The organism is Lentzea sp. HUAS12 (genome assembly GCF_024125735.1).
Taxonomy (GTDB): Bacteria; Actinomycetota; Actinomycetes; order Mycobacteriales; family Pseudonocardiaceae; genus Lentzea; species Lentzea albida.
In genome coordinates this window covers 402,800-420,423 of the sequence record NZ_CP099738.1, presented here as the reverse complement: position 1 = coordinate 420,423, position 17,624 = coordinate 402,800, and the positions used below count along the sequence as shown (strand labels likewise).

General features: G+C 70.6%; 22 protein-coding genes. 9 read left to right on the top strand and 13 right to left on the bottom strand.

Annotation, left to right across the window (positions count from 1 at the left end; translation table 11 throughout):
- The first annotated feature begins 73 nt into the window (after nucleotides 1-73).
- From ND450_RS02055 to ND450_RS02020, 7 genes are read left to right on the top strand one after another with little or no spacing between them, the layout of a single operon-like run.
- Nucleotides 74-1,726, top strand: a complete 1,653-nt coding sequence (locus tag ND450_RS02055; RefSeq protein WP_253324453.1) for an ABC transporter substrate-binding protein — start codon at nucleotides 74-76, stop codon at nucleotides 1,724-1,726.
- On the top strand, nucleotides 1,723-2,754 hold the full coding sequence (locus tag ND450_RS45945; RefSeq protein ID WP_371927628.1) for an ABC transporter ATP-binding protein: 1,032 nt from the start codon (nucleotides 1,723-1,725) through the stop codon (nucleotides 2,752-2,754). Before ND450_RS02055 ends, ND450_RS45945 begins: the two co-directional genes overlap by 4 nt.
- A complete protein-coding gene (locus ND450_RS02040; protein ID WP_089916026.1) occupies nucleotides 2,751-3,731 on the top strand; it encodes an ABC transporter permease in 981 nt (326 codons plus the stop codon). The genes ND450_RS45945 and ND450_RS02040 overlap by 4 nt, the downstream gene beginning before the upstream one ends.
- Nucleotides 3,731-4,612: an ABC transporter permease gene (locus ND450_RS02035; RefSeq protein WP_089916028.1), complete on the top strand. Its 882-nt coding sequence runs from the start codon at nucleotides 3,731-3,733 to the stop codon at nucleotides 4,610-4,612. Before ND450_RS02040 ends, ND450_RS02035 begins: the two co-directional genes overlap by 1 nt.
- Nucleotides 4,609-5,610, top strand: a complete 1,002-nt coding sequence (locus ND450_RS02030) for an ABC transporter ATP-binding protein (protein ID WP_253324452.1) — start codon at nucleotides 4,609-4,611, stop codon at nucleotides 5,608-5,610. Before ND450_RS02035 ends, ND450_RS02030 begins: the two co-directional genes overlap by 4 nt.
- Nucleotides 5,611-5,662: 52 nt before the next feature.
- The gene (locus ND450_RS02025; protein WP_253324451.1) at nucleotides 5,663-6,118 is read left to right on the top strand and encodes a VOC family protein; all 456 of its coding nucleotides are present in this window, start codon (nucleotides 5,663-5,665) and stop codon (nucleotides 6,116-6,118) included.
- Entirely contained in the window at nucleotides 6,115-6,447 is a 333-nt protein-coding gene (locus ND450_RS02020) for a hypothetical protein (RefSeq protein WP_253324450.1), read from the top strand. Before ND450_RS02025 ends, ND450_RS02020 begins: the two co-directional genes overlap by 4 nt.
- Here ND450_RS02020 and ND450_RS02015 read toward each other — a convergent pair.
- Nucleotides 6,356-7,219 (bottom strand): helix-turn-helix transcriptional regulator, encoded by an 864-nt coding sequence (locus ND450_RS02015; protein ID WP_253324449.1) that lies wholly within the window; start codon nucleotides 7,217-7,219, stop codon nucleotides 6,356-6,358. The two genes, ND450_RS02020 and ND450_RS02015, sit on opposite strands and share 92 nt — an antisense overlap.
- Before the next feature lie 66 nt (nucleotides 7,220-7,285).
- On the opposite strand from ND450_RS02015, the gene ND450_RS02010 reads away from it, so the two are divergent.
- Nucleotides 7,286-7,987 carry an SDR family oxidoreductase gene (locus ND450_RS02010; RefSeq protein ID WP_253324448.1) on the top strand — a complete coding sequence of 234 codons (702 nt, stop codon included), beginning with the start codon at nucleotides 7,286-7,288 and terminating at the stop codon, nucleotides 7,985-7,987.
- Here ND450_RS02010 and ND450_RS02005 read toward each other — a convergent pair.
- Nucleotides 7,925-8,542: a TetR/AcrR family transcriptional regulator gene (locus tag ND450_RS02005; RefSeq protein ID WP_253324447.1), complete on the bottom strand. Its 618-nt coding sequence runs from the start codon at nucleotides 8,540-8,542 to the stop codon at nucleotides 7,925-7,927. The two genes, ND450_RS02010 and ND450_RS02005, sit on opposite strands and share 63 nt — an antisense overlap.
- Before the next feature lie 65 nt (nucleotides 8,543-8,607).
- Between ND450_RS02005 and ND450_RS02000 the strand changes: the two genes are divergently transcribed.
- Nucleotides 8,608-9,480 (top strand): DMT family transporter, encoded by an 873-nt coding sequence (locus ND450_RS02000; protein ID WP_253324446.1) that lies wholly within the window; start codon nucleotides 8,608-8,610, stop codon nucleotides 9,478-9,480.
- On the opposite strand, the gene ND450_RS01995 is transcribed toward ND450_RS02000, so the two are convergent.
- Genes ND450_RS01995 through paaA form a run of 11 tightly spaced genes read right to left on the bottom strand, consistent with a single transcriptional unit; the run spans nucleotide 9,460 to nucleotide 17,590 of the window.
- A complete protein-coding gene (locus tag ND450_RS01995) occupies nucleotides 9,460-10,074 on the bottom strand; it encodes a TetR/AcrR family transcriptional regulator (protein ID WP_089916048.1) in 615 nt (204 codons plus the stop codon). The two genes, ND450_RS02000 and ND450_RS01995, sit on opposite strands and share 21 nt — an antisense overlap.
- A 25-nt stretch (nucleotides 10,075-10,099) precedes the next feature.
- A complete protein-coding gene (locus tag ND450_RS01990; protein WP_253324445.1) occupies nucleotides 10,100-10,837 on the bottom strand; it encodes an enoyl-CoA hydratase/isomerase family protein in 738 nt (245 codons plus the stop codon).
- Nucleotides 10,837-11,211, bottom strand: a complete 375-nt coding sequence (gene paaI, locus ND450_RS01985) for a hydroxyphenylacetyl-CoA thioesterase PaaI (RefSeq protein WP_253327842.1) — start codon at nucleotides 11,209-11,211, stop codon at nucleotides 10,837-10,839. The genes ND450_RS01990 and paaI overlap by 1 nt, the downstream gene beginning before the upstream one ends.
- A gap of 23 nt (nucleotides 11,212-11,234) precedes the next feature.
- Nucleotides 11,235-12,056 (bottom strand): 3-hydroxyacyl-CoA dehydrogenase family protein, encoded by an 822-nt coding sequence (locus ND450_RS01980; protein ID WP_253324444.1) that lies wholly within the window; start codon nucleotides 12,054-12,056, stop codon nucleotides 11,235-11,237.
- Entirely contained in the window at nucleotides 12,053-12,790 is a 738-nt protein-coding gene (locus ND450_RS01975) for an enoyl-CoA hydratase/isomerase family protein (RefSeq protein WP_253324443.1), read from the bottom strand. The genes ND450_RS01980 and ND450_RS01975 overlap by 4 nt, the downstream gene beginning before the upstream one ends.
- Nucleotides 12,787-13,953: a thiolase family protein gene (locus tag ND450_RS01970; RefSeq protein ID WP_253324442.1), complete on the bottom strand. Its 1,167-nt coding sequence runs from the start codon at nucleotides 13,951-13,953 to the stop codon at nucleotides 12,787-12,789. Before ND450_RS01970 ends, ND450_RS01975 begins: the two co-directional genes overlap by 4 nt.
- A 16-nt stretch (nucleotides 13,954-13,969) precedes the next feature.
- Complete coding sequence (gene paaE / locus ND450_RS01965; RefSeq protein WP_253324441.1) at nucleotides 13,970-15,019, bottom strand: 1,2-phenylacetyl-CoA epoxidase subunit PaaE; 1,050 nt, start codon at nucleotides 15,017-15,019, stop codon at nucleotides 13,970-13,972.
- A gap of 1 nt (nucleotide 15,020) precedes the next feature.
- Nucleotides 15,021-15,506, bottom strand: a complete 486-nt coding sequence (paaD, locus tag ND450_RS01960; protein ID WP_256557544.1) for a 1,2-phenylacetyl-CoA epoxidase subunit PaaD — start codon at nucleotides 15,504-15,506, stop codon at nucleotides 15,021-15,023.
- Nucleotides 15,507-15,553: 47 nt separating this feature from the next.
- Entirely contained in the window at nucleotides 15,554-16,381 is an 828-nt protein-coding gene (gene paaC / locus ND450_RS01955; RefSeq protein ID WP_253324440.1) for a 1,2-phenylacetyl-CoA epoxidase subunit PaaC, read from the bottom strand.
- Between the two features lie 7 nt (nucleotides 16,382-16,388).
- Nucleotides 16,389-16,670: a 1,2-phenylacetyl-CoA epoxidase subunit PaaB gene (paaB, locus tag ND450_RS01950; RefSeq protein ID WP_089916069.1), complete on the bottom strand. Its 282-nt coding sequence runs from the start codon at nucleotides 16,668-16,670 to the stop codon at nucleotides 16,389-16,391.
- Nucleotides 16,667-17,590 (bottom strand): 1,2-phenylacetyl-CoA epoxidase subunit PaaA, encoded by a 924-nt coding sequence (gene paaA, locus ND450_RS01945; protein ID WP_253324439.1) that lies wholly within the window; start codon nucleotides 17,588-17,590, stop codon nucleotides 16,667-16,669. The genes paaB and paaA overlap by 4 nt, the downstream gene beginning before the upstream one ends.
- Nucleotides 17,591-17,624: the final 34 nt, after the last annotated feature.

The window sequence follows — 17,624 nt, the reverse complement described above, 5'->3', positions numbered from 1 at the left end:
CGCGCGGTCAACCTCTCCCAGCGCTCACTTGATTCTTCTCGCTTTCGTTGGAGAACAAGGAGTTTCCATGAGAATGAGGCGTGTTTGCGCTGCCGTCGCCGCGACCGCCCTGGCGTTCACCGGCGCCTGTTCGGCCACGAACCCGGGCTCGGGCGGGAATTCCGCCGGGGTCCTGAACGTGGGCATGCCGAACGGACCGCAAACGGAGAACAACAACCCGTTCCTCAACTCGTCGGCGTCCTCGTCGCTCGGCTACCGGCGGTTGCTCTTCGAACCGCTCGCCATGGTGAACGAGGTCAAGGTGACCGACCAGCCGAAGCCTTGGCTGGCAACGAAGTTCACCTGGTCGGACAACTTCCACAAGCTGTCGCTCACCATTCGTGACGGCGTGACGTGGTCCGACGGCAAGCCGCTGACGGCCGAGGACGTGGCGTACACCTTCGAGCTGCTCAAGAACAACCCCGGGCTGAACATCGAAGGCGTGCCGTACCAGGACATCTCCTTCTCTGGCAGCGAGGTCACCGTCGGCTTCCCGAAGTCGCAGTTCGTCAACCAGAAGAAGATCCTCGAGCAGTTCGTGGTGCCCAAGCACCAGTGGTCGACGTTTTCCAACCCGTCGACCGAGACGCTGAAGGACCCGATCGGCAGCGGGCCGTACACGCTGAAGTCGTTCACGCCGCAGACGGTCACGCTGTCGATCCGGGACAAGTACTGGCAGGAGCTCCCGAAGGTCAAGGAGCTGCGCTACACCTCCTACAGCGACAACAACGCGCAGACGAACGCTCTCGCCACCGGCGCCGCCGAGTGGAGCTTCGTGTTCATCCCCAACTACCAGGCCGCCTACACCGGCAAGGACCCGCAGAACCACAAGCTGTGGTTCCCGCCGGTGCTCGGCGTGCACGGCCTTTGGTTCAACACCAAGGCGAAGCTGTGGGACGACCCCGCGCTGCGCCGTGCCGCCAACATGGTGGTGAACCGCGACGACATCTTCATGCAGGGCGAGGCGGGCTACTTCTACCCGAAGGTCGACAACATCACCGGCATCCCCACGCCGGCCGGTGAGTCGTTCATCGCCCCGCAGTTCAAGGACAAGAAGATGACCGTCGACGTCGAGGGCGCGAAGAAGGCGCTGACCGAGGCCGGTTACACCTTCGACGGCACCACGTTGAAGGGCAAGGACGGCGCCCCCGTCACGATCGAGCTGACCGTGCCCTCCGGCTGGTCGGACTACGTCACCGACCTGGAGATCATCAAGGACAACTTCTCCAAGATCGGCATCAACGCGACGGTGAACCTGCAGAACGCCGACGCGTGGACCAAGGCCCTCGACACCGGCGACTTCGGTGCCGCGATGCACTGGACCAACAACGGCCTGACGCTGTACGACATCTACCAGTCCATCATGGACGGTGCGCTGTACAAGCCGATCGGCGAGGCAGGCGTGAACGGCAACTACGGCCGCTTCGAGAGCCAGGCCGCGACCAAGGCGCTGGACGACTTCGCGAACGCGCCCGACGAGTCGGTGCGCAACGCGGCACTGCAGGAGCTGCAGAAGATCTTCGTGCAGGAGATGCCCGTCATCATCACCTCCGCGGCCAACGGCGGCGGTCAGTACAGCACCAAGAACTGGATCGGCTGGCCGAGTGACCAGGACCAGTACGCTCCGGTGCAGCCCACCCTCGAAAACGCACTCGACATCGTCATGAAGCTGAGGCCTGCCTCGTGACGGCCGAGGTAGCGCCGGCGGTCTCCGGGGCGGTCTCGACAGAGATCGTCCTGGAGGCCGACGGCCTCACCAAGCACTTCCCGATCAGCAAACCGTTCTCGCGTGACAAGAAGGCCGTGCGCGCGGTCGAGGGCGTCTCGCTCCAGCTGCGCCGCGGCAGCGTCACGGCGCTCGTCGGCGAGTCCGGTTCCGGCAAGTCGACGGTCGCGCGGCTGCTCGCCCAGCTCTACCCGCTGACGTCGGGCGAGATCCGCCTGCACGGTGAGAACGTCGCCGTGCAGAAGGGTCTCACGCGCGGGCGGAAGTTCCGCGCGTACTGCCGCCGGGTGCAGATGATCTTCCAGGACCCGTTCGCCTCGCTCAACCCCGTGCACACCATCCGCTACCACCTGACCAGGGCCCTAACGATCCACGGCAACCGCGGCGACGACCTGGAGTCCTCGCTCGCGGACCTGCTGACCCGCGTGCACCTGACGCCGGCGGAGCGGTACCTCGACCGGTACCCGCACGAGCTCTCCGGCGGGCAACGGCAGCGCGTGGCGATCGCCCGCGCGCTGGCGGCGAGCCCGGAGGTGCTGCTGGCCGACGAGCCGGTGTCCATGCTGGACGTCTCGATCCGGCTCGGTGTGCTGAACCTGTTGCGGGATCTGAAAGAGCGCCTGCACCTGTCCATCCTGTACATCACGCACGACATCGCGTCCGCGCGCTACTTCGCGGACGAGACGGTCGTGATGTACGCGGGTCAGGTCGTCGAGGGCGGCGAGAGCGAGACCGTCACGCAGAAGCCCGCACACCCGTACACGCAACTGCTGATCGAGTCCGCACCAGACCCCGACCGCCCGGCGGTGGAGGAGAAGGACGGCGGGGCCGGCGAACCCCCCTCCCTGATCGCACCGCCGCCGGGCTGTCGGTTCCACCCCCGCTGCCCGTTCGCGATGGACGTCTGCCGCACCGAGGTCCCGCCGCGCTTCGAGCTGGGCGACGGGCACTTCGCGGCGTGCTGGCTGTACCGGGAGGAGGCGTCGTGAGCTACCTCCTCAAGCGCATCGGGTTCTACCTGCTCACGGTCTGGGCCGCGGTCACGATCAACTTCTTCGTGCCGCGGATGATCCCCGGCGACCCGGTGCAGGCGCTCATCACCAAGCAGCGCGGGCAGATGACGAGTGAAGCGGTCCGCTCGCTGTACGTCCTCTTCGGACTGGACAAGGACGAGAGCCTGGCGAGCCAGTACTTCTCCTACCTCGGCCAGCTCCTGCGCGGTGACCTCGGGATGTCGTTCACGTTCTTCCCGAGTCCGGTCGCGGACGTGATCGGCGACGGTCTGCCGTGGACCGTCGGGCTGGTCGGCATCACGACGGTGATCGGGTTCTTCCTCGGCACCGCCGCGGGCGCCGTCGTGGGCTGGCGGCGCGGCACGTGGGCGGACTCGCTGATCCCGGTCACCACGTTCGTCTCGTCGATCCCGTACTTCTGGCTCGGTCTGGTCGCCATCGCGCTGCTCACCGGCCCGGGGAGCTTTTTCCCCGCGTCCGGCGCGTACGAGATCGGCCTGGTGCCGAACTGGGACTGGCAGTTCATCGGCAGCACCGTCCAGCACGGCCTGCTGCCCGGCTTCACGATCCTGATCTCGTCGGTCAGCGGCTGGATCCTCAGCATGCGCAACATGATGGTGACGGTGTCGTCGGACGACTACGTGACCGTCGCGCACGCCAAGGGCCTGCCGGAACGCCGGGTGATGCTCGCCTACGCCGCCCGCAACGCGTTGCTGCCCAACGTGTCCGGCTTCGCGCTGGCACTCGGGTTCATCGTCGGCGGCACCTTGCTGGTGGAGATCGTGTTCTCCTACCCGGGCCTCGGCCTGCAGCTGTTCCAGGCGGTCGGTGCCAAGGACTACCCGCTGCTGCAGGGCATCTTCCTCATCATCACGCTGTCCGTGCTGCTGGCGAACCTCCTCGCGGACGTCGCCTACCTCGCGCTGGACCCCCGCACCCGCAGGGAGGGCTGATGCGCAACAACCCCAAGGCGCTCACCGGTCTGGTCGCGCTCGGCGTCTTCGTCCTGTTCGCCGTCGTCGGTCCGTGGCTCGCGCCGTTCGACCCGTCGACGCGCAGCAACGACCTGTTGCAGCCGCCGTCGTCCGCGCACTGGTTCGGCACGACCCACCTGGGCCAGGACATCTTCAGCCAGGTCCTCGTGGGCACGCGCAGCGTCATCTTCGTCGGCGCGGTGGCGGGCGTCGTCGCCACCGTGCTGTCGGTGCTGGTCGGCGTCACGGCCGGCTACCTCAGCGGGTCGGCCGGTGAGGGACTCTCCGCGCTGTCCAACGTGTTCCTGGTGATCCCGGCTCTGCCGTTGATCGTCATCATCACCTCGTCGCTGCCCGAGACGAGCAACCTCACGATCGCGCTGGTGATCGGCCTGACGTCGTGGGCGTGGAACGCGCGGGTGCTGCGCGCGCAAACGTTGTCGTTGCGCCGCAGGGACTACGTGGAGGCGGCGCGGGCGAACGGCGAGTCGACCTGGCGGATCATCCTGTTCGAGATCCTGCCGAACCTGACCGCCGTCATCGCGTCCGGTTTCGTCGGCACGGTGCTGTTCGCGGTCATCTCCGAGATCACGCTGGCGTTCATCGGCGTGTCCGACGCGGGCGGCTGGAACTGGGGCACGGTCCTGTACTGGGCCCAGTCGCAGCAGGCCCTCACCCAGGGCGCGTGGTGGTGGTTCGTCCCGGCCGGTCTGGCGATCGCGCTGCTCGGCACGGCGTTGTCGCTGGTCAACTTCGGCATCGACGAGTACGTCAACCCGCGCCTGCGCACCCGTTCCTCGACGCGGGGCGTGCGGATGCGCGTCGGCTTCACCCCCGTGCTCGCCAAGGAGACGTCATGAAGGAACGCATTCTCGAAGTGCGCGGGCTGAACGTCGACTACGGCCTCGGCCCCGAGTCGGTCCGCGCGGTCCGCGACGTCGACCTGACCCTGCACCGGGGCGAGGTCCTGGGCCTGGCCGGGGAATCCGGCAGCGGGAAGTCCACTCTGGCCTACGGCATGACCAGGCTGCTGCCGCCGCCGGGCATCGTGGCGGGCGGCGAGGTGATCTACACCCTCGACGACGGCTCGACCGTCGACCTGCTGCGGATCCGCGACGCGGACCTGCGGCGGCTGCGCTGGTCCGAGATCGCCATCGTGTTCCAGGGCGCGATCAACTCGCTCAACCCTGTGCAGCGGATCTCGACGCAGCTCGCGGACGTGCTCAAGGCGCACTCGGCCTGTTCGACGCCGAAGGCCCGGCAGGACCGCGCCCGCGAACTGCTCGGCCTGGTCGGCATCGCCTCCGACCGGCTGCACAGTTACCCGCACCAGCTCTCCGGCGGCATGCGGCAGCGGGTGATGATCGCGATGGCGCTCGCGCTGGAACCCCGTGTCGTGATCATGGACGAACCGACCACCGCGCTGGACGTCGTGGTGCAGCGCCAGATCCTGCGCACGCTCGTCGAACTGCGCGAGCGCCTCGGGTTCTCGGTCGTGTTCATCACGCACGACCTGTCGTTGCTGGTCGAGTTCTCGGACCGGATCGCGATCATGTACGCGGGCCAGGTCGTCGAGGAGGCGACGTCGGCCGACCTGTACCGCACTCCCCTGCACCCCTACAGCGACGGGTTGCTGCACTCGTTCCCGGCGCTGAAGGGCCCGAGGCGCGAGTTGTCGGGCATCGCCGGATCGCCGCCGGACCTGCGGTCGATGCCCTCCGGGTGCCCGTTCCACCCGCGGTGCGGCCGCGCGATGGACGTCTGCGGCACGCAGACGCCCGTTTTGGGGCAGAGCACGGCCGGCCGGTCGGTGGCCTGCTGGTTGCATCCGGTCTCGGTGGACATCAGGGTTCCCTGAAGGAACTCGGGGGTGTTACCTTCCTCGGCACGGGAACCGGGGAGGGAGTCCGATGACGTTCGTGAGGCGTTTCGACCACGTGGGGATCACCGTCGCCGACATCGACGCGGCGACGGCGTTCTTCGTCGGTCTGGGCCTGCGGGCCGACGACAAGATGGCCGTGGAGGGCGAGTTCCTCGACACGGTGATCGGGACGACCGGCGCGCGCACCGAGATCGTCATGCTGCGCACGCCGGAGGGCGGCACGACCCTGGAGCTCTCCAGCTTCACGCGGCCCGACCACCTGCCCGGCTCGCCCGCCGCACCGGCGAACGAGCTGGGCCTGCGCAACGTCGCGTTCGAGGTGACCGACCTCCAGGCGGCCGTCGACCACGCTGCCGCAAGCGGTTACGGCCTGGTAGGAGGCATTGGCGAGTACGAGGGCGTGTGGCGCATGGCCTACGTCCGCGGTCCTGAGGGGATCATCGTCTCGCTGGCCGAACGACTCGAAGGGCAGGACCCCCGATGAGCGTGACCGACGAGCAGATCCAGGCCCTGGCCGCGACCGCGAAGCCGTACAGCATCGCGATCCTCCACTGGGGACCGCGGCGGACGGTGGACGGCGCGGACGCGGTCGAACTCGAACACCAGCGGCGCATGGTGGCGCTGCGCGCCGACGGCGTGATCGCGGTCCTCTGCCCGGTGGTGTCGGACACCGTCGCCGGTGTCGCGATCATGACCGTCCCCGCAGAGGAGGCCGCGGAGATCATGGCCGGGGACCCGTGCGTGCAGGCGGAGATGATGCGCTGCGAGGTCCACCCGTGCCACGGCTTCCCGGGGGACGCGCTTCCCGGGTGAGCCGGTCCAGCGCCTGTGCCGACCGCGTGCCGGGATCGGCCGTGACCAGCACGACCTCCTGGTCGTCCTCCGGCACCAGCAGCACGTCGCAGTTCAGGTGCAGGGTGCCGGCCTCCGGGTGCTGGACGGTCTTGGCGCGGTGACCGGGAGCGTGGACCGGGCGCGTCCGCCAGATCCGCCGGAACTCCTCGCTGCCGGCGTGCAGGTCGGCGAGCAGGCCGGCCAGCCGCTCGTCGTGCGGGTAGCGGTCGGCGGAGCGGCGCAGCCGGGCGACGAGGACGTGCCCGAACTCCTCGGCGCTCGAACTCTCGTACGCGTGGCCCTCGCCCAGGAAGCGGCGCCGGGCGAGGTTCGTCCCACCGACGCAGCCGAGCACCGTCCCGGCCAGCGGGTTCCACGCCACCACGTCGTACGCCGCGTTCGTGACGATGGCGGCGGTCGCGGGCAGCCGTTCCAGCATCCCCGCCACGTGCGGGCGGACGTCGCTCGCCGCGGTCCCGCTGGGTGGCGCCAGCGCCCCGGCCAGGCGGAACAGGTGGCTGCGCTCGGCACGGGTGAGTCCGAGCGCCCGGGACAGCCCTTCCAGGATCGTGGGCGACGGGCGCGGGCCCCGCGCCTGTTCGAGGCGCGTGTAGTAGTCGACCGACATGTGCGCGAGCGCCGCCACCTCCTCGCGGCGCAGCCCCGGCGTGCGGCGATCGGCGCCCGTCTCCGGCGGGCGCAGGGCGTCGCGGCGGTCCCGCAGGAAGCGGGCCAGTTCCTGCCTCGGCATGCCACCTCCTCCGACTGGTACAGGTTATCCCTGGCAGCGCTCGCCGCCGAGCGGGACGGTGGTGGCATGAACGATCGCACCGCCCTGGTCACCGGCGCCAACAAGGGCATCGGCAAGCACATCGCCCGGCTGCTCGTCGCCGAGGGCTTCACCGTCCACATCGGATCGCGCGACCCCGGACGCGGACGGCTGGCCGCGGAGGAGGTCGGCGGCCTCCCCCTCGTCCTCGACGTGACCGACCACGACAGCATCACCCGCGCGGCGTCCCAGGTGGACAGTCTGGACGTGCTGGTCAACAACGCCGGGATCTCGCCGTCGCTCGCACCGCCCGCGGAGACCGGGCTCGACGAGCTGCGGAACACGTTCGAGACCAACGTGTTCGGGGTGGTGGCGGTGACGAACGCCTTCCTGCCCGCCCTGCGCCGGTCGCCGCACCCGCGGGTCGTGAACGTCTCCAGCGGCACGTCGTCGCTGGTCTGGAGCACGAACCCGAACCCGCAGTTCCCGCACGGCAACGGCGGCGGGGCCGCCTACCGCTCCTCCAAGGCCGCGTTGAACGCCCTGACCGTCTTCTACGCCCAGACCCTGACCGGCTTCAAGGTCAACGCGCTGGCCCCCGGTCTGCGGGCGACCGACCTGAACGCGCGCGCCGCGGCCGGCGGCGACCCGGCCGAGGCCGCGGCCGGAGCCGTCCGCCTCGCCCTGCTACCCGACGACGGCCCCACCGGGGGTTTCTTCTCCTGGGACGGGACGGCCGTGCCCTGGTGAGGCCGCGAGGAGCGTCGCCGCCTGGTCCCGGGCGTGCCCGATCGCGTCCGGGAACGTGCCGAAACCGTTGGCCACCAACGCGCCCTCGTGCAGCAGCAGGAGGGTCTGCCCCACCCGCTCCGCGTCCGGTGTGACGTCCCGGACCAGGTCGGTGAACAGGGCGAGCATCCACTCCTTCTGCCCGATGATGATCGGGTGCGCGGGGTGGGAGGTGTCGCTGATCTCCGCGTGGGCGTTGACCATGCCGCACCCCTTGGGGCTGTGCTGCGCCGCCCACGCGCGGGACGCGTCGAAGACTGCCAGCACGCGAGGTCCCTCGGCGGCGTCGAGGTACCCGTCCAGGAACACCCGCCAGCGTTCGTCGCGGTCGGCCAGGTACTCGACGACGATCTGCTCCTTCGAGCCGAACCGGTCGTAGAGCGTCTTCTTGGTGACCCCGGCCTCGGCGGCGATCAGGTCGACACCCACCGCGTGGATCCCGTGCTCGTAGAACAGCCTTCCGGCGGCCTCCAGGGCGCGGGAGGCCGCGGGCGTCATCGTGATCCGTCGTACCACCCCACCAGTATACCGATCTGTATAGTCATTCGGGTATACAGATCGGTATAGAGGAGGTGTGGTGGGTGAACTTCCTGCTCTCGGCGGCTTTCGTGCTCTGCTGGAGTTCCGGGTTCATCGGGGCCAAGCTCGGGGCGGGGAGCGCGTCCGCCGTCACGGTCCTGATGTGGCGCTTTCTGCCGCTCGCGGTCGTCCTGCTGGTCTTCGTCGTGGTCAGCAGGGCGTGGCGGGGCCTCGCACCGCGGGACCTGGGCCGCCAGGCGCTGATCGGGGTGCTGTCGCAGAGCGGCTACCTGCTCACCGTCTACCACGCGATCCAGCTCGGGGTCTCGAGCGGCACGACGGCGCTGATCGACGGGGTCCAGCCGCTGGTCGCGGGCGCGCTGGCCGGACCACTGCTGCACCAGTACGTCTCGCGCCGGCAGTGGCTCGGCCTGTGCCTGGGCGTGGCCGGCGTCGTGGTCGTCACCGGGGCCGACGCGGCAGCGAGTTCCGGGGTGGCGTGGTGGGCCTACCTCATCCCGTTCCTCGGCATGTTGTCGCTGGTGGCGGCCACGTTCCTGGAAGGCCGCTCACGGACGGAGGTGGCACCCTCGGTGGCGATGACCACGCACTGCCTCACGAGCGCCGTCGTCTTCACCGCGCTCGCCGTGGGCACCGGCAGCTCCGTCCCGCCCGCCGAGCCCGCGTTCTGGGGCGCGATCGCCTGGCTCGTGGTGCTGCCGACGTTCGGCGGGTACGGGCTCTACTGGATCATCCTCCGGCGTTCCGGGGTCACCCGCGTGAACACGCTGATGTTCCTCATGGCTCCGGTCACGGCCGTGTGGGGAGCTTTGATGTTCGGTGAGCACTTCGGCGTCCAGACCGCCGTGGGCCTCGCGCTCGGCCTGGTGGCCGTGGTCGTCGTTCAGCGCCAATCAGTTCCCGCGCACGCGTAGGCCGTCGAACGCCACCGTGGCCACCATGTCCGCGAGGTCGGCGGCGCTGAGACCGCCCTGCGGCCGGTACCACTCGATCACCGAGTTGACCATGCCGAACAGCAGCCTGGTCGTCGTCGCGGGGTTGATGTCCGGACGCAGGTCGCCCTCGGCCGCCGCGTCGGCCACCAGCGCCGTGACGATCTGGTCGAACTCGCGGCGGCGGGCCAGCGCCTCGCGCTCGGTCTCGCTGTTGCCGCGCACCCGCAGGAGCAGCGTCACGAACGGCAGCTGCTCGACCAGCACCGTGACACTGCCGCGGACGAGGTGCTCGAGGCGCTCGACCGCCCGGCCGCCGACGGTGTCGAGCTTGGTCACCTCGGCGAACAGGCCGTCGAGCGCTCGGTCGACGGCCAGGCGCAGGAGGGCCTCCTTGCCGGAGACGTGGTGGTAGATGGCGGACTTCGTGACGCCCAGCCGGTTCGCCAGGTCCTGGATGCTGGTGCCGTCGTAGCCGCGCTCGTAGAACAGCTCGGCGGCGGCCTTGAGCAGCGTCTCCAGGTCGTAGCCCGGGCGGCCGCGGCGCCTCGTCCCGCCGTTCTCCGTCGTGGTCATGCCGTGCAGTCTCCCAGTGCCGCGCTCACCGGGCGTGGAAGACCGGCGTCTCCTTGGCCAGGAACGCCTCCACCGCGCCCCGGTGGTCCTCGGTCACCCCGAGCCGCGCCTGCGCCGCGCCTTCCGCCGCGAGCACCTGTTCCCACGCGAAGGCGTTGGCGCGCTTGGCCTCGGCGTAGGCGAGGGTCGGGCCGGCGGCGAGACGCCCGGCCAGCTCCAGTGCGGCGGGCAGCACCTCGGCCTGGTCCACGAGCCTGCCCGCGACGCCCCACTCGACGGCCTGCTCGGCGCCGAACGGTTCGGCGAGCAGGACCAGTTCGGAGGCGCGGGCCGAGCCGACCGCGCGGGCCAGGGAAGCCGACAGGCCCGAGTCGCAGGTCAGGCCGATGCCCGTGAACGCCGTGCCGAAGCGGGCGGTGCGCGAGATGACCCGGAGGTCGCACGCGAGCGCGAAGCCCAGGCCGGCGCCCACGCAGGTGCCGTTGACCGCGGCGACGACCGGTTTCGGCATGGTGGCGAGCAGGGTGACGATCGGGTTGTAGTGCTCGTCGATGGTGGCGAACGCCGTCGTGGGGTCGTGCCGCAACGCCTCGGCGTGCTCGGCCAGGTCCTGGCCCACGCAGAACGCCTTGCCGGTGCCGGTGAGCACCACGGCGCGCACCGACGGGTCGGCGGCGGCCGCGGCGAGCTCGTCGCGCAGCGCGTTCTTCGCCTCCAGGGTCAGGCTCGGACGGCTCAGCGTCACCGTCGCCACCGCGCTCATCAGGACGTCTCCTTCACCGTGCGGCTCCGGCCGCGGAACTCGGCGATCACCGTGTCGCCACGCCTCACCGTGACGTCGTAGATGCCGGAACGGCCGCGCAGCACCACTTCCCGCGCCTCCGCGACCAGCACGTCACCGAGGCGGGCCGGTTCGAGGAAGTCGATCTGGAAGCCGGACGCGACGGTCACGCCGCCGTGGCTGTTGCACGCCACCGCGAACGTGCTGTCGGCCAGCGTGGCGATCAGGCCGCCGTGGCAGATGTCCCAGCCGTTGACCATGTCCTCGCGCACGCGCATCGAGACGCGGGCCGAACCGGGGCCGACGTCGTCGATCTCCATGCCGAGCGCCTTGCTCGCGGTGTCGGTCGCCCACATGGCGTCGGCGTGCTGACGTGCGCTCACCACTCGTAGAACCCCTCTCCGGTCTTGCGACCGAGCTTCCCCGCCGCGACCTTGTCCCGCAACAGTCGTGGCGGGGCGAAGCGCGGGCCGAGTTCGCGTTCGAGGTGTTCGGCGATGGCGAGTCGCACGTCGAGACCGACGATGTCGGTCGTGCGCAACGGTCCCACCGGATGCCGGTAGCCGAGGACCATGGCGCTGTCGATGTCCTCGGCCGAGGCGACGCCCTCCTCCACCATCCGCATGGCTTCCAGCGCGATGGCGACGCCCAGGCGGCTGCTCGCGAAGCCGGGTGAGTCCCGCACGGTGATCGCGTGCTTGCCGAGGCCGCGCACCCATTCCTGCGCCCGCGCCACCAGGTCGGCGGAGGTCCGCTCCCCCACCACGACCTCGACGAGGTCGCTCGCCGGCACCGGGTTGAAGAAGTGCAGTCCGATGAGGACGGACGGGTCGGGCAGGACACCGGCCAGCACGTCGATCGACAACGAGCTGGTGTTGGTGCCGATCACGGCGTCCGGCGCGGACCGCGTGATGGTGGCGAGCACGGAGTGCTTCAGGTCGACCAGTTCCGGAACGGCCTCGACCACCAGCGGTACCCCGCCGAGCGCCGCCGGGTCGGTGACCACGGTGACGGTGCCGGGGACCTCGACGCCCTTTTCGGCGGCCTTGGCGAGGCTCTTCTCCACACGGGCGCGGGCGGCGTCCGCGGCGGCCTCGGTCTCGACGACCGTCACCGCGCTCCCGGCCACGGCGAACGCGTGGGCGATGCCCGCGCCCATGCGGCCGCCGCCGTACACACCGACAGTTGCGGGAACGGTCATCGGGACTCCTTGCGGCGGTCGAGGAACGCGGTCATGCGGTCGGTCTTGTCCTGGGTCTCGAACAGGACGGCCTGGGCGAGGTCGTCGACGAACGGGTGCGCCTCGCGCGGCGCGTGGAAGACGGACTTGGTCAGGCGCAAGGCCAGTGGCGCCTGTTTGAGGATCCGGTCGGCAAGCCGGTGTCCCGCGGCCTCCAGGTCGTCCGCCACCTCGTTGAGCAGCCGGACGTCCAGCGCCTCCTGGGCGGTCAGGACGCTCCCGGCGAGCAGGATCTCCTTGGCCAGCGGCTCGCCCACCAGCTCGCGCAGCCGCCAGCAACCCCCTGCGGCGGCGAGGATGCCGAGGCCCGGCTCGGGGTTGCCGATCTTGGTCGTGGGCGTGCCGATGCGGAAGTCGCAGGCGTACGCCAGTTCGGCGCCACCGCCCAGCGCGTAGCCGTCGACCAGCGCGATGACCGGCATCGGCAGCCGGTGGACGCGGTCGAAGACACCGGAGTTGATGCCCCGCAACGCGTCGTCGCGGCGCCGCTCGCGCAGCTGCGCGATGTCCGCGCCCGCGGCGAACGTCCCGCCCTCACCGATGATCAACGCGAGCCGGGGGCGGCGTTCGAGCTCGGCGCAGGCCTCGTGCAGCGCCTGGACCATCGGCAGGTCGATCGCGTTGCGGACGTCCGGGCGGTTGAGCCGGAGCACGACGCGGTCGTCGTGCTCCTCCACCAGCAACGGCGCCGTCACACCCGCTCCAGCAGCAGGGCCGAGCCCTGGCCGACGCCGACGCACATGGTCGCGAGACCGCGGCGGGCACCCGCGCGTTCGAGGCGGCCCAGCAACGTGACGGCGAGCCGCGTGCCCGAGCAGCCCAGCGGGTGGCCCAGCGCGATGGCGCCGCCCTCGGCGTTGACGATCTCCTCGTCGAGTCCGAGGTCCCGCACGCACGCAAGCGATTGCGACGCGAACGCCTCGTTCAGCTCGACCGCGTCGAGGTCGTCGACGGACCACCCGGCGCGCTCCAAAGCCTTGCGCGTGGCCGGAACCGGTCCGATGCCCATGATCTCCGGAGCGACCCCGGCGTTCGCACCGGCCACGAGCCGCGCCCTCGGCCGCAGGCCGTGGGCGGCCGCGTACCGCTCGCTCACCACGATCACGGCCGCCGCGCCGTCGTTGAGGGAACTGGAGTTGCCCGCGGTGATCACGCCGCCCGGCCCGTGGATCGGCCGCAGTCCGGCGAGCTGCTCCAGGCTGGTGTCCGGACGCGGGCCCTCGTCCTCGGTGACCTCGCCGACCGCCACGATCTCGGCGGCGAACCGGCCGTTCTTGCGCGCGTCCACGGCCCGCTGGTGCGAGCGGTACGCGAAGGCGTCCAGTTCCTCGCGGGTCAGGTTCCACCGCTGCGCCACGCGTTCGGCGGTCTGCGGCATGGACAGCGTCGTGTCGGCGTCGAAGGCCGGGTTGGTGAACCGCCAGCCGATCGAGGTGTCGAACGAGGCACCGGGCCGTGCCCAGGCCTTGCCGGGCTTCTCCGTCACCCACGGCGCACGGGTCATCGACTCGACACCGCCGGCGATCACCACGTCCGCGTCCCCGGCGGCGATCATCTGCCGTGCCGTGGTGATGGCGGTGAGTCCCGAGGCGCACAGGCGGTTGACGGTGAAGCCGGGCACGGAGTCCGGCAGACCGGCGAGCAGACCGGCCATGCGGGCGACGTTGCGGTTGTCCTCGCCGGCCTGGTTGGCGGCGCCGAACACGATCTCGTCCACATCGGACGGATCGACGCCGGTGCGCTCGACGACGGTGCGCACGACCAGTGCGGCGAGGTCGTCGGGGCGGGTCCTGGCGAGCGCGCCGCCGAACCGGCCGATCGGCGTGCGGACGCCGTCGAGGAGGAAGGCCTCGGTCACGAACTGCTCCTGGATCTCAGGCGTCGAAGTCGACGGTCACGGTGTCGCTGACGGGGAACGTCTGGCACGTCAGCACGAAGTCCTGGGCGACCTCGCCGGGGTCGAGGGCGTAGTTGCGGACCATGTCGGCCTCGCCGTCGCAGATCTTGGCCCGGCACGTGCCGCACACGCCGCCCTTGCAGGCGAACGGCAGGTCGCCGCGCACCTGCTGCGCCGAGTCGAGGATGGTGGCGTCGCGGCGCATCGGTGTGGTCGTCTTGCGTCCGTCGAGCACGACGGTGACCTCGCTCGTGTCGCCCTCGACGACGTTCTCCGCGTGGCGCAGGGCCGGCGGTGGTTCGTCCACGTAGAACAGTTCGAAGTGGACTCGTTCGGCGGGGACGCCCAGCTCGGCGAGCACCGCGCGGGCGTCGGTGAGCATCTCGAACGGTCCGCAGAGCCACACGTGGTCCATCGCGGCGACCGGCACCAGCACCGTGAGCAGCTGCCGCAACCGGTCCGCGTCGAGCCGCCCGGAGAACAGCTCGACGTCCCGGGGTTCGCGGGACAGCACGTGCACCAGGTCGAACCGGCTGGTGTGCGCGTTCTTCAGGTCCGACAGCTCTTCGGCGAACATCACGGTGTTCGTGGTCCTGTTGCCGTACAACAGGGTCACGCGCGCGTCGGGGTTGGCCAGCACCGACGACGCGATCGACAGCATCGGCGTGATGCCCGACCCGGCGGCGATGCACAGGTGACGGCCCCCGGCGGCGGGGTCCGCGCGGAAGCTGCCCGAGGGCGCCTGCACCTCGACGGCGTCGCCCGGCCGCACGTTCCGCACCAGCCACTGCGAGAACAGCCCGCCGGGGATCTCGCGCACGCCGATCCGGGGCGCCTGCCCGACCGGCGCGCAGATCGAGTAGGTGCGGCGGTGTTCCACGCCGTCCACGACCTTGCGCAGGGTGAGCGACTGCCCGGCCGCGAACGCGAAGACGTCCCGCAGGTCGTCCGGCACGGCGAACGTGATGGCCGCGGCGTCGTCGGTCACCCGGTCGACCGCGGACACGGCCAGCGAGTGGAACGCCATGTCAGATCTCCTTCACGTGGTCGAACGGCTCCAGGCACGCGCGGCAGCGGTAGAGCGCCTTGCACGCGGTCGAGCCGAACTCCGAGGTCAGCTCCACGTCGCCGGACTCGCAACGAGGACAACGGATCGCGCGCCGGGTGGGCTTGAGCGCGAGCAGCACCGGGCCCTCGCGGCGGGCCGGTCCCGGAGGGGAGATCCCGGCCTCGGTGAGGGCCGCCCGGCCGCGTTCGCTGATCCAGTCCGAGGTCCAGGCGGGGCTCAGCGCGACGCGCACCTGAACGTCGGCGAACCCCTCGCGGTGCAGGGCGTGCACGAGGTCGTCGCGCATGGTCGCCATCGCCGGGCAGCCGGAGTAGGTCGGGGTGATGTCGACGACGACGGTGCCGTCCGCGAGGGCGACGTCGCGCAGGACGCCGAGGTCGGCGAGGGTGAGCATGGGCAGTTCGGGGTCGACGACGGTCTCGGCGACCTCGCGTGCCCGCGTCAGGTCGGGGGCGAGGGCGGCCGCGCCCTCCCCGGTCTTCGTCAGCACCGTCACCACAGCCCCCTGGGGTGGGCCCGCGCCACGCTCTGCATGTCGGCCAGCAGGTCGGTCAACGCCGCGGTGTGCCCACCCCCGCGTCCACCGTCCTCCGCCGCCGGTACCTCGGGCCGTTCCACCCGAGCCGCCGCGAACACCTGCTCCAGCACGACGTCGACCTCCGCCGGCACGTCCAGCGCCGACCACCACGGCCACAACGCGTCCACCGCCGTCAGCACCCGCCGCCGCGACTCCTCGGTCCCCCTGGCCAGCGTCACGAACCAGCGCGCCGAGAAGTCCCGGTGGTACGACAGCTCCTTGCGCCCCTTGGCCGCGACGGCCGCCAGCACGGCGTCGGAGTGCGTGACCAGCTGCTCGAACACCTCCAGCCGCCACGTGCTGAACAGCAGCAGCCGCGTGACCGTCTCGGCGAAGTCGCCGTTCGGCAGCTCCGCCAGCACGACGTTGCGGAACTGGCCGGCATCGCGGAAGAACGCGAGCGCGTCCTCCGCGGGCACCGGCGATCCCTCCGGCAACCCAGGCACGAGCGACGGGTCGGCGGCCGCGGCGCGGGCGAGCAGCAACCGCGCCTGGCCGAGGAGGTCGAGCGCGATGTTGGACAGCGCGATGTCCTCCTCCAGGTCGGGGGCGCGGCTGCACCACTCCGAAAGCCGTTGGGAGAGCACGAGGGCGTCGTCGCCGAGCATCAGGCAGTAGCGGGCGAGCCCCGCCGCGTCCACGCCCTCCGGCACGGTGGTGTCCACGCCGGCCAGCGGGTCCTCGAAACCGGTGCCGAACGCCCAGTGGGCGTCGTTCACCAGCAGATCGGCATCGTTGATCATCAAGGCCTCACATGTGCGGGACGTGCTCGGGGATGTCGTAGAACGTCGGGTGCCGGTAGACCTTGTCGCCGCTCGGGGCGAACAGCGGGTCCTTCTCGTCCGGTGACGACGCGGTGATCGCGTCGGCGCGCACGACCCAGATCGACACGCCCTCGTTGCGGCGGGTGTAGACGTCCCGCGCGTGCATCAGGGCGAGCTTGTCGTCCGGCGCGTGCAGCGATCCGACGTGCACGTGGTTGAGGCCGCGCTTGCTGCGCACGAACACCTCGTAGAGCGGCCACTCACTCACAGCTCTTCCTCCAGTCGAGCGAACGCCACGGCTGCCTCGCGCACCCACGCACCGTCGTCGTGCGCCTTGCGCCGGTGCCCGAGCCGCTCGGCGTTGCACGGCCCGTCTCCCTTGACCACGGCCCAGAACTCGTCCCAGTCGGGCTGGCCGAAGTCGTACGACCCGCGTTCGGGGTTCCACTTCAGGTCCGGGTCGGGCAGCGTCACGCCGAGCGCCTCCGCCTGCGGCACGGACATGTCGACGAACTTCTGGCGCAGGTCGTCGTTGGTGTCGCGCTTGATGCCCCACGCCATCGACTGCGCGGTGTTGGGCGAGGCGTCGTCGGGCGGGCCGAACATCATCAGCGCGGGCCACCAGAACCGGTTCACCGACTCCTGCACCATCGCGCGCTGCTCGTCGGTGCCGCGCATCATCGTCATCAGCAGCTCGTAGCCCTGCCGCTGGTGGAACGACTCCTCCTTGCAGATGCGGATCATCGCGCGGCCGTACGGGCCGAAGGAGGTGCGGCACAGCGGGACCTGGTTGCAGATCGCGGCGCCGTCGACGAGCCAGCCGATCGTGCCGACGTCGGCGTAGGACGGCGTCGGGTAGTTGAAGATCGACGAGTACTTCTGCTTGCCGGCCAGCAGCTTGTCCGTGAGCTCGCGGCGTGACGTGCCGAGCGTCTCGGCCGCCGAGTACAGGTACAGCCCGTGGCCCGCCTCGTCCTGGACCTTCGCCAGCAGGATCGCCTTGCGCCGCAACGAGGGCGCGCGCGAGATCCAGGCGCCCTCCGGCTGCATCCCGATGATCTCGGAGTGCGCGTGCTGCGCGATCTGCCTGACCAGCGTCTTGCGGTAGGCGTCGGGCATCCAGTCCCGCGGCTCGACCCGGTCGCCCCGCTGGATCGTCGCCTCGAAGTACTCCGCGAGCTCCGTCATCAAGCAGCTCCTCAACGATTTACTGACCGAACGG

Excerpts from the sequence above, each read along its gene's own strand:
- ND450_RS02055 (WP_253324453.1), top strand. The coding sequence starts at position 74 with ATGAGGCGTGTTTGCGCTGCCGTCGCCGCGACCGCCCTGGCGTTCACC.
- ND450_RS02035 (WP_089916028.1), top strand. The coding sequence starts at position 3,731 with ATGCGCAACAACCCCAAGGCGCTCACCGGTCTGGTCGCGCTCGGCGTC.
- ND450_RS02030 (WP_253324452.1), top strand. The coding sequence starts at position 4,609 with ATGAAGGAACGCATTCTCGAAGTGCGCGGGCTGAACGTCGACTACGGC.
- ND450_RS02025 (WP_253324451.1), top strand. The coding sequence starts at position 5,663 with ATGACGTTCGTGAGGCGTTTCGACCACGTGGGGATCACCGTCGCCGAC.
- ND450_RS02020 (WP_253324450.1), top strand. The coding sequence starts at position 6,115 with ATGAGCGTGACCGACGAGCAGATCCAGGCCCTGGCCGCGACCGCGAAG.
- ND450_RS02015 (WP_253324449.1), bottom strand. The coding sequence starts at position 7,219 with ATGCCGAGGCAGGAACTGGCCCGCTTCCTGCGGGACCGCCGCGACGCC.
- ND450_RS02010 (WP_253324448.1), top strand. The coding sequence starts at position 7,286 with ATGAACGATCGCACCGCCCTGGTCACCGGCGCCAACAAGGGCATCGGC.
- ND450_RS01995 (WP_089916048.1), bottom strand. The coding sequence starts at position 10,074 with ATGACCACGACGGAGAACGGCGGGACGAGGCGCCGCGGCCGCCCGGGC.
- ND450_RS01990 (WP_253324445.1), bottom strand. The coding sequence starts at position 10,837 with ATGAGCGCGGTGGCGACGGTGACGCTGAGCCGTCCGAGCCTGACCCTG.
- paaI (WP_253327842.1), bottom strand. The coding sequence starts at position 11,211 with ATGTGGGCGACCGACACCGCGAGCAAGGCGCTCGGCATGGAGATCGAC.
- ND450_RS01980 (WP_253324444.1), bottom strand. The coding sequence starts at position 12,056 with ATGACCGTTCCCGCAACTGTCGGTGTGTACGGCGGCGGCCGCATGGGC.
- paaE (WP_253324441.1), bottom strand. The coding sequence starts at position 15,019 with ATGGCGTTCCACTCGCTGGCCGTGTCCGCGGTCGACCGGGTGACCGAC.
- paaC (WP_253324440.1), bottom strand. The coding sequence starts at position 16,381 with ATGATCAACGATGCCGATCTGCTGGTGAACGACGCCCACTGGGCGTTC.
- paaA (WP_253324439.1), bottom strand. The coding sequence starts at position 17,590 with ATGACGGAGCTCGCGGAGTACTTCGAGGCGACGATCCAGCGGGGCGAC.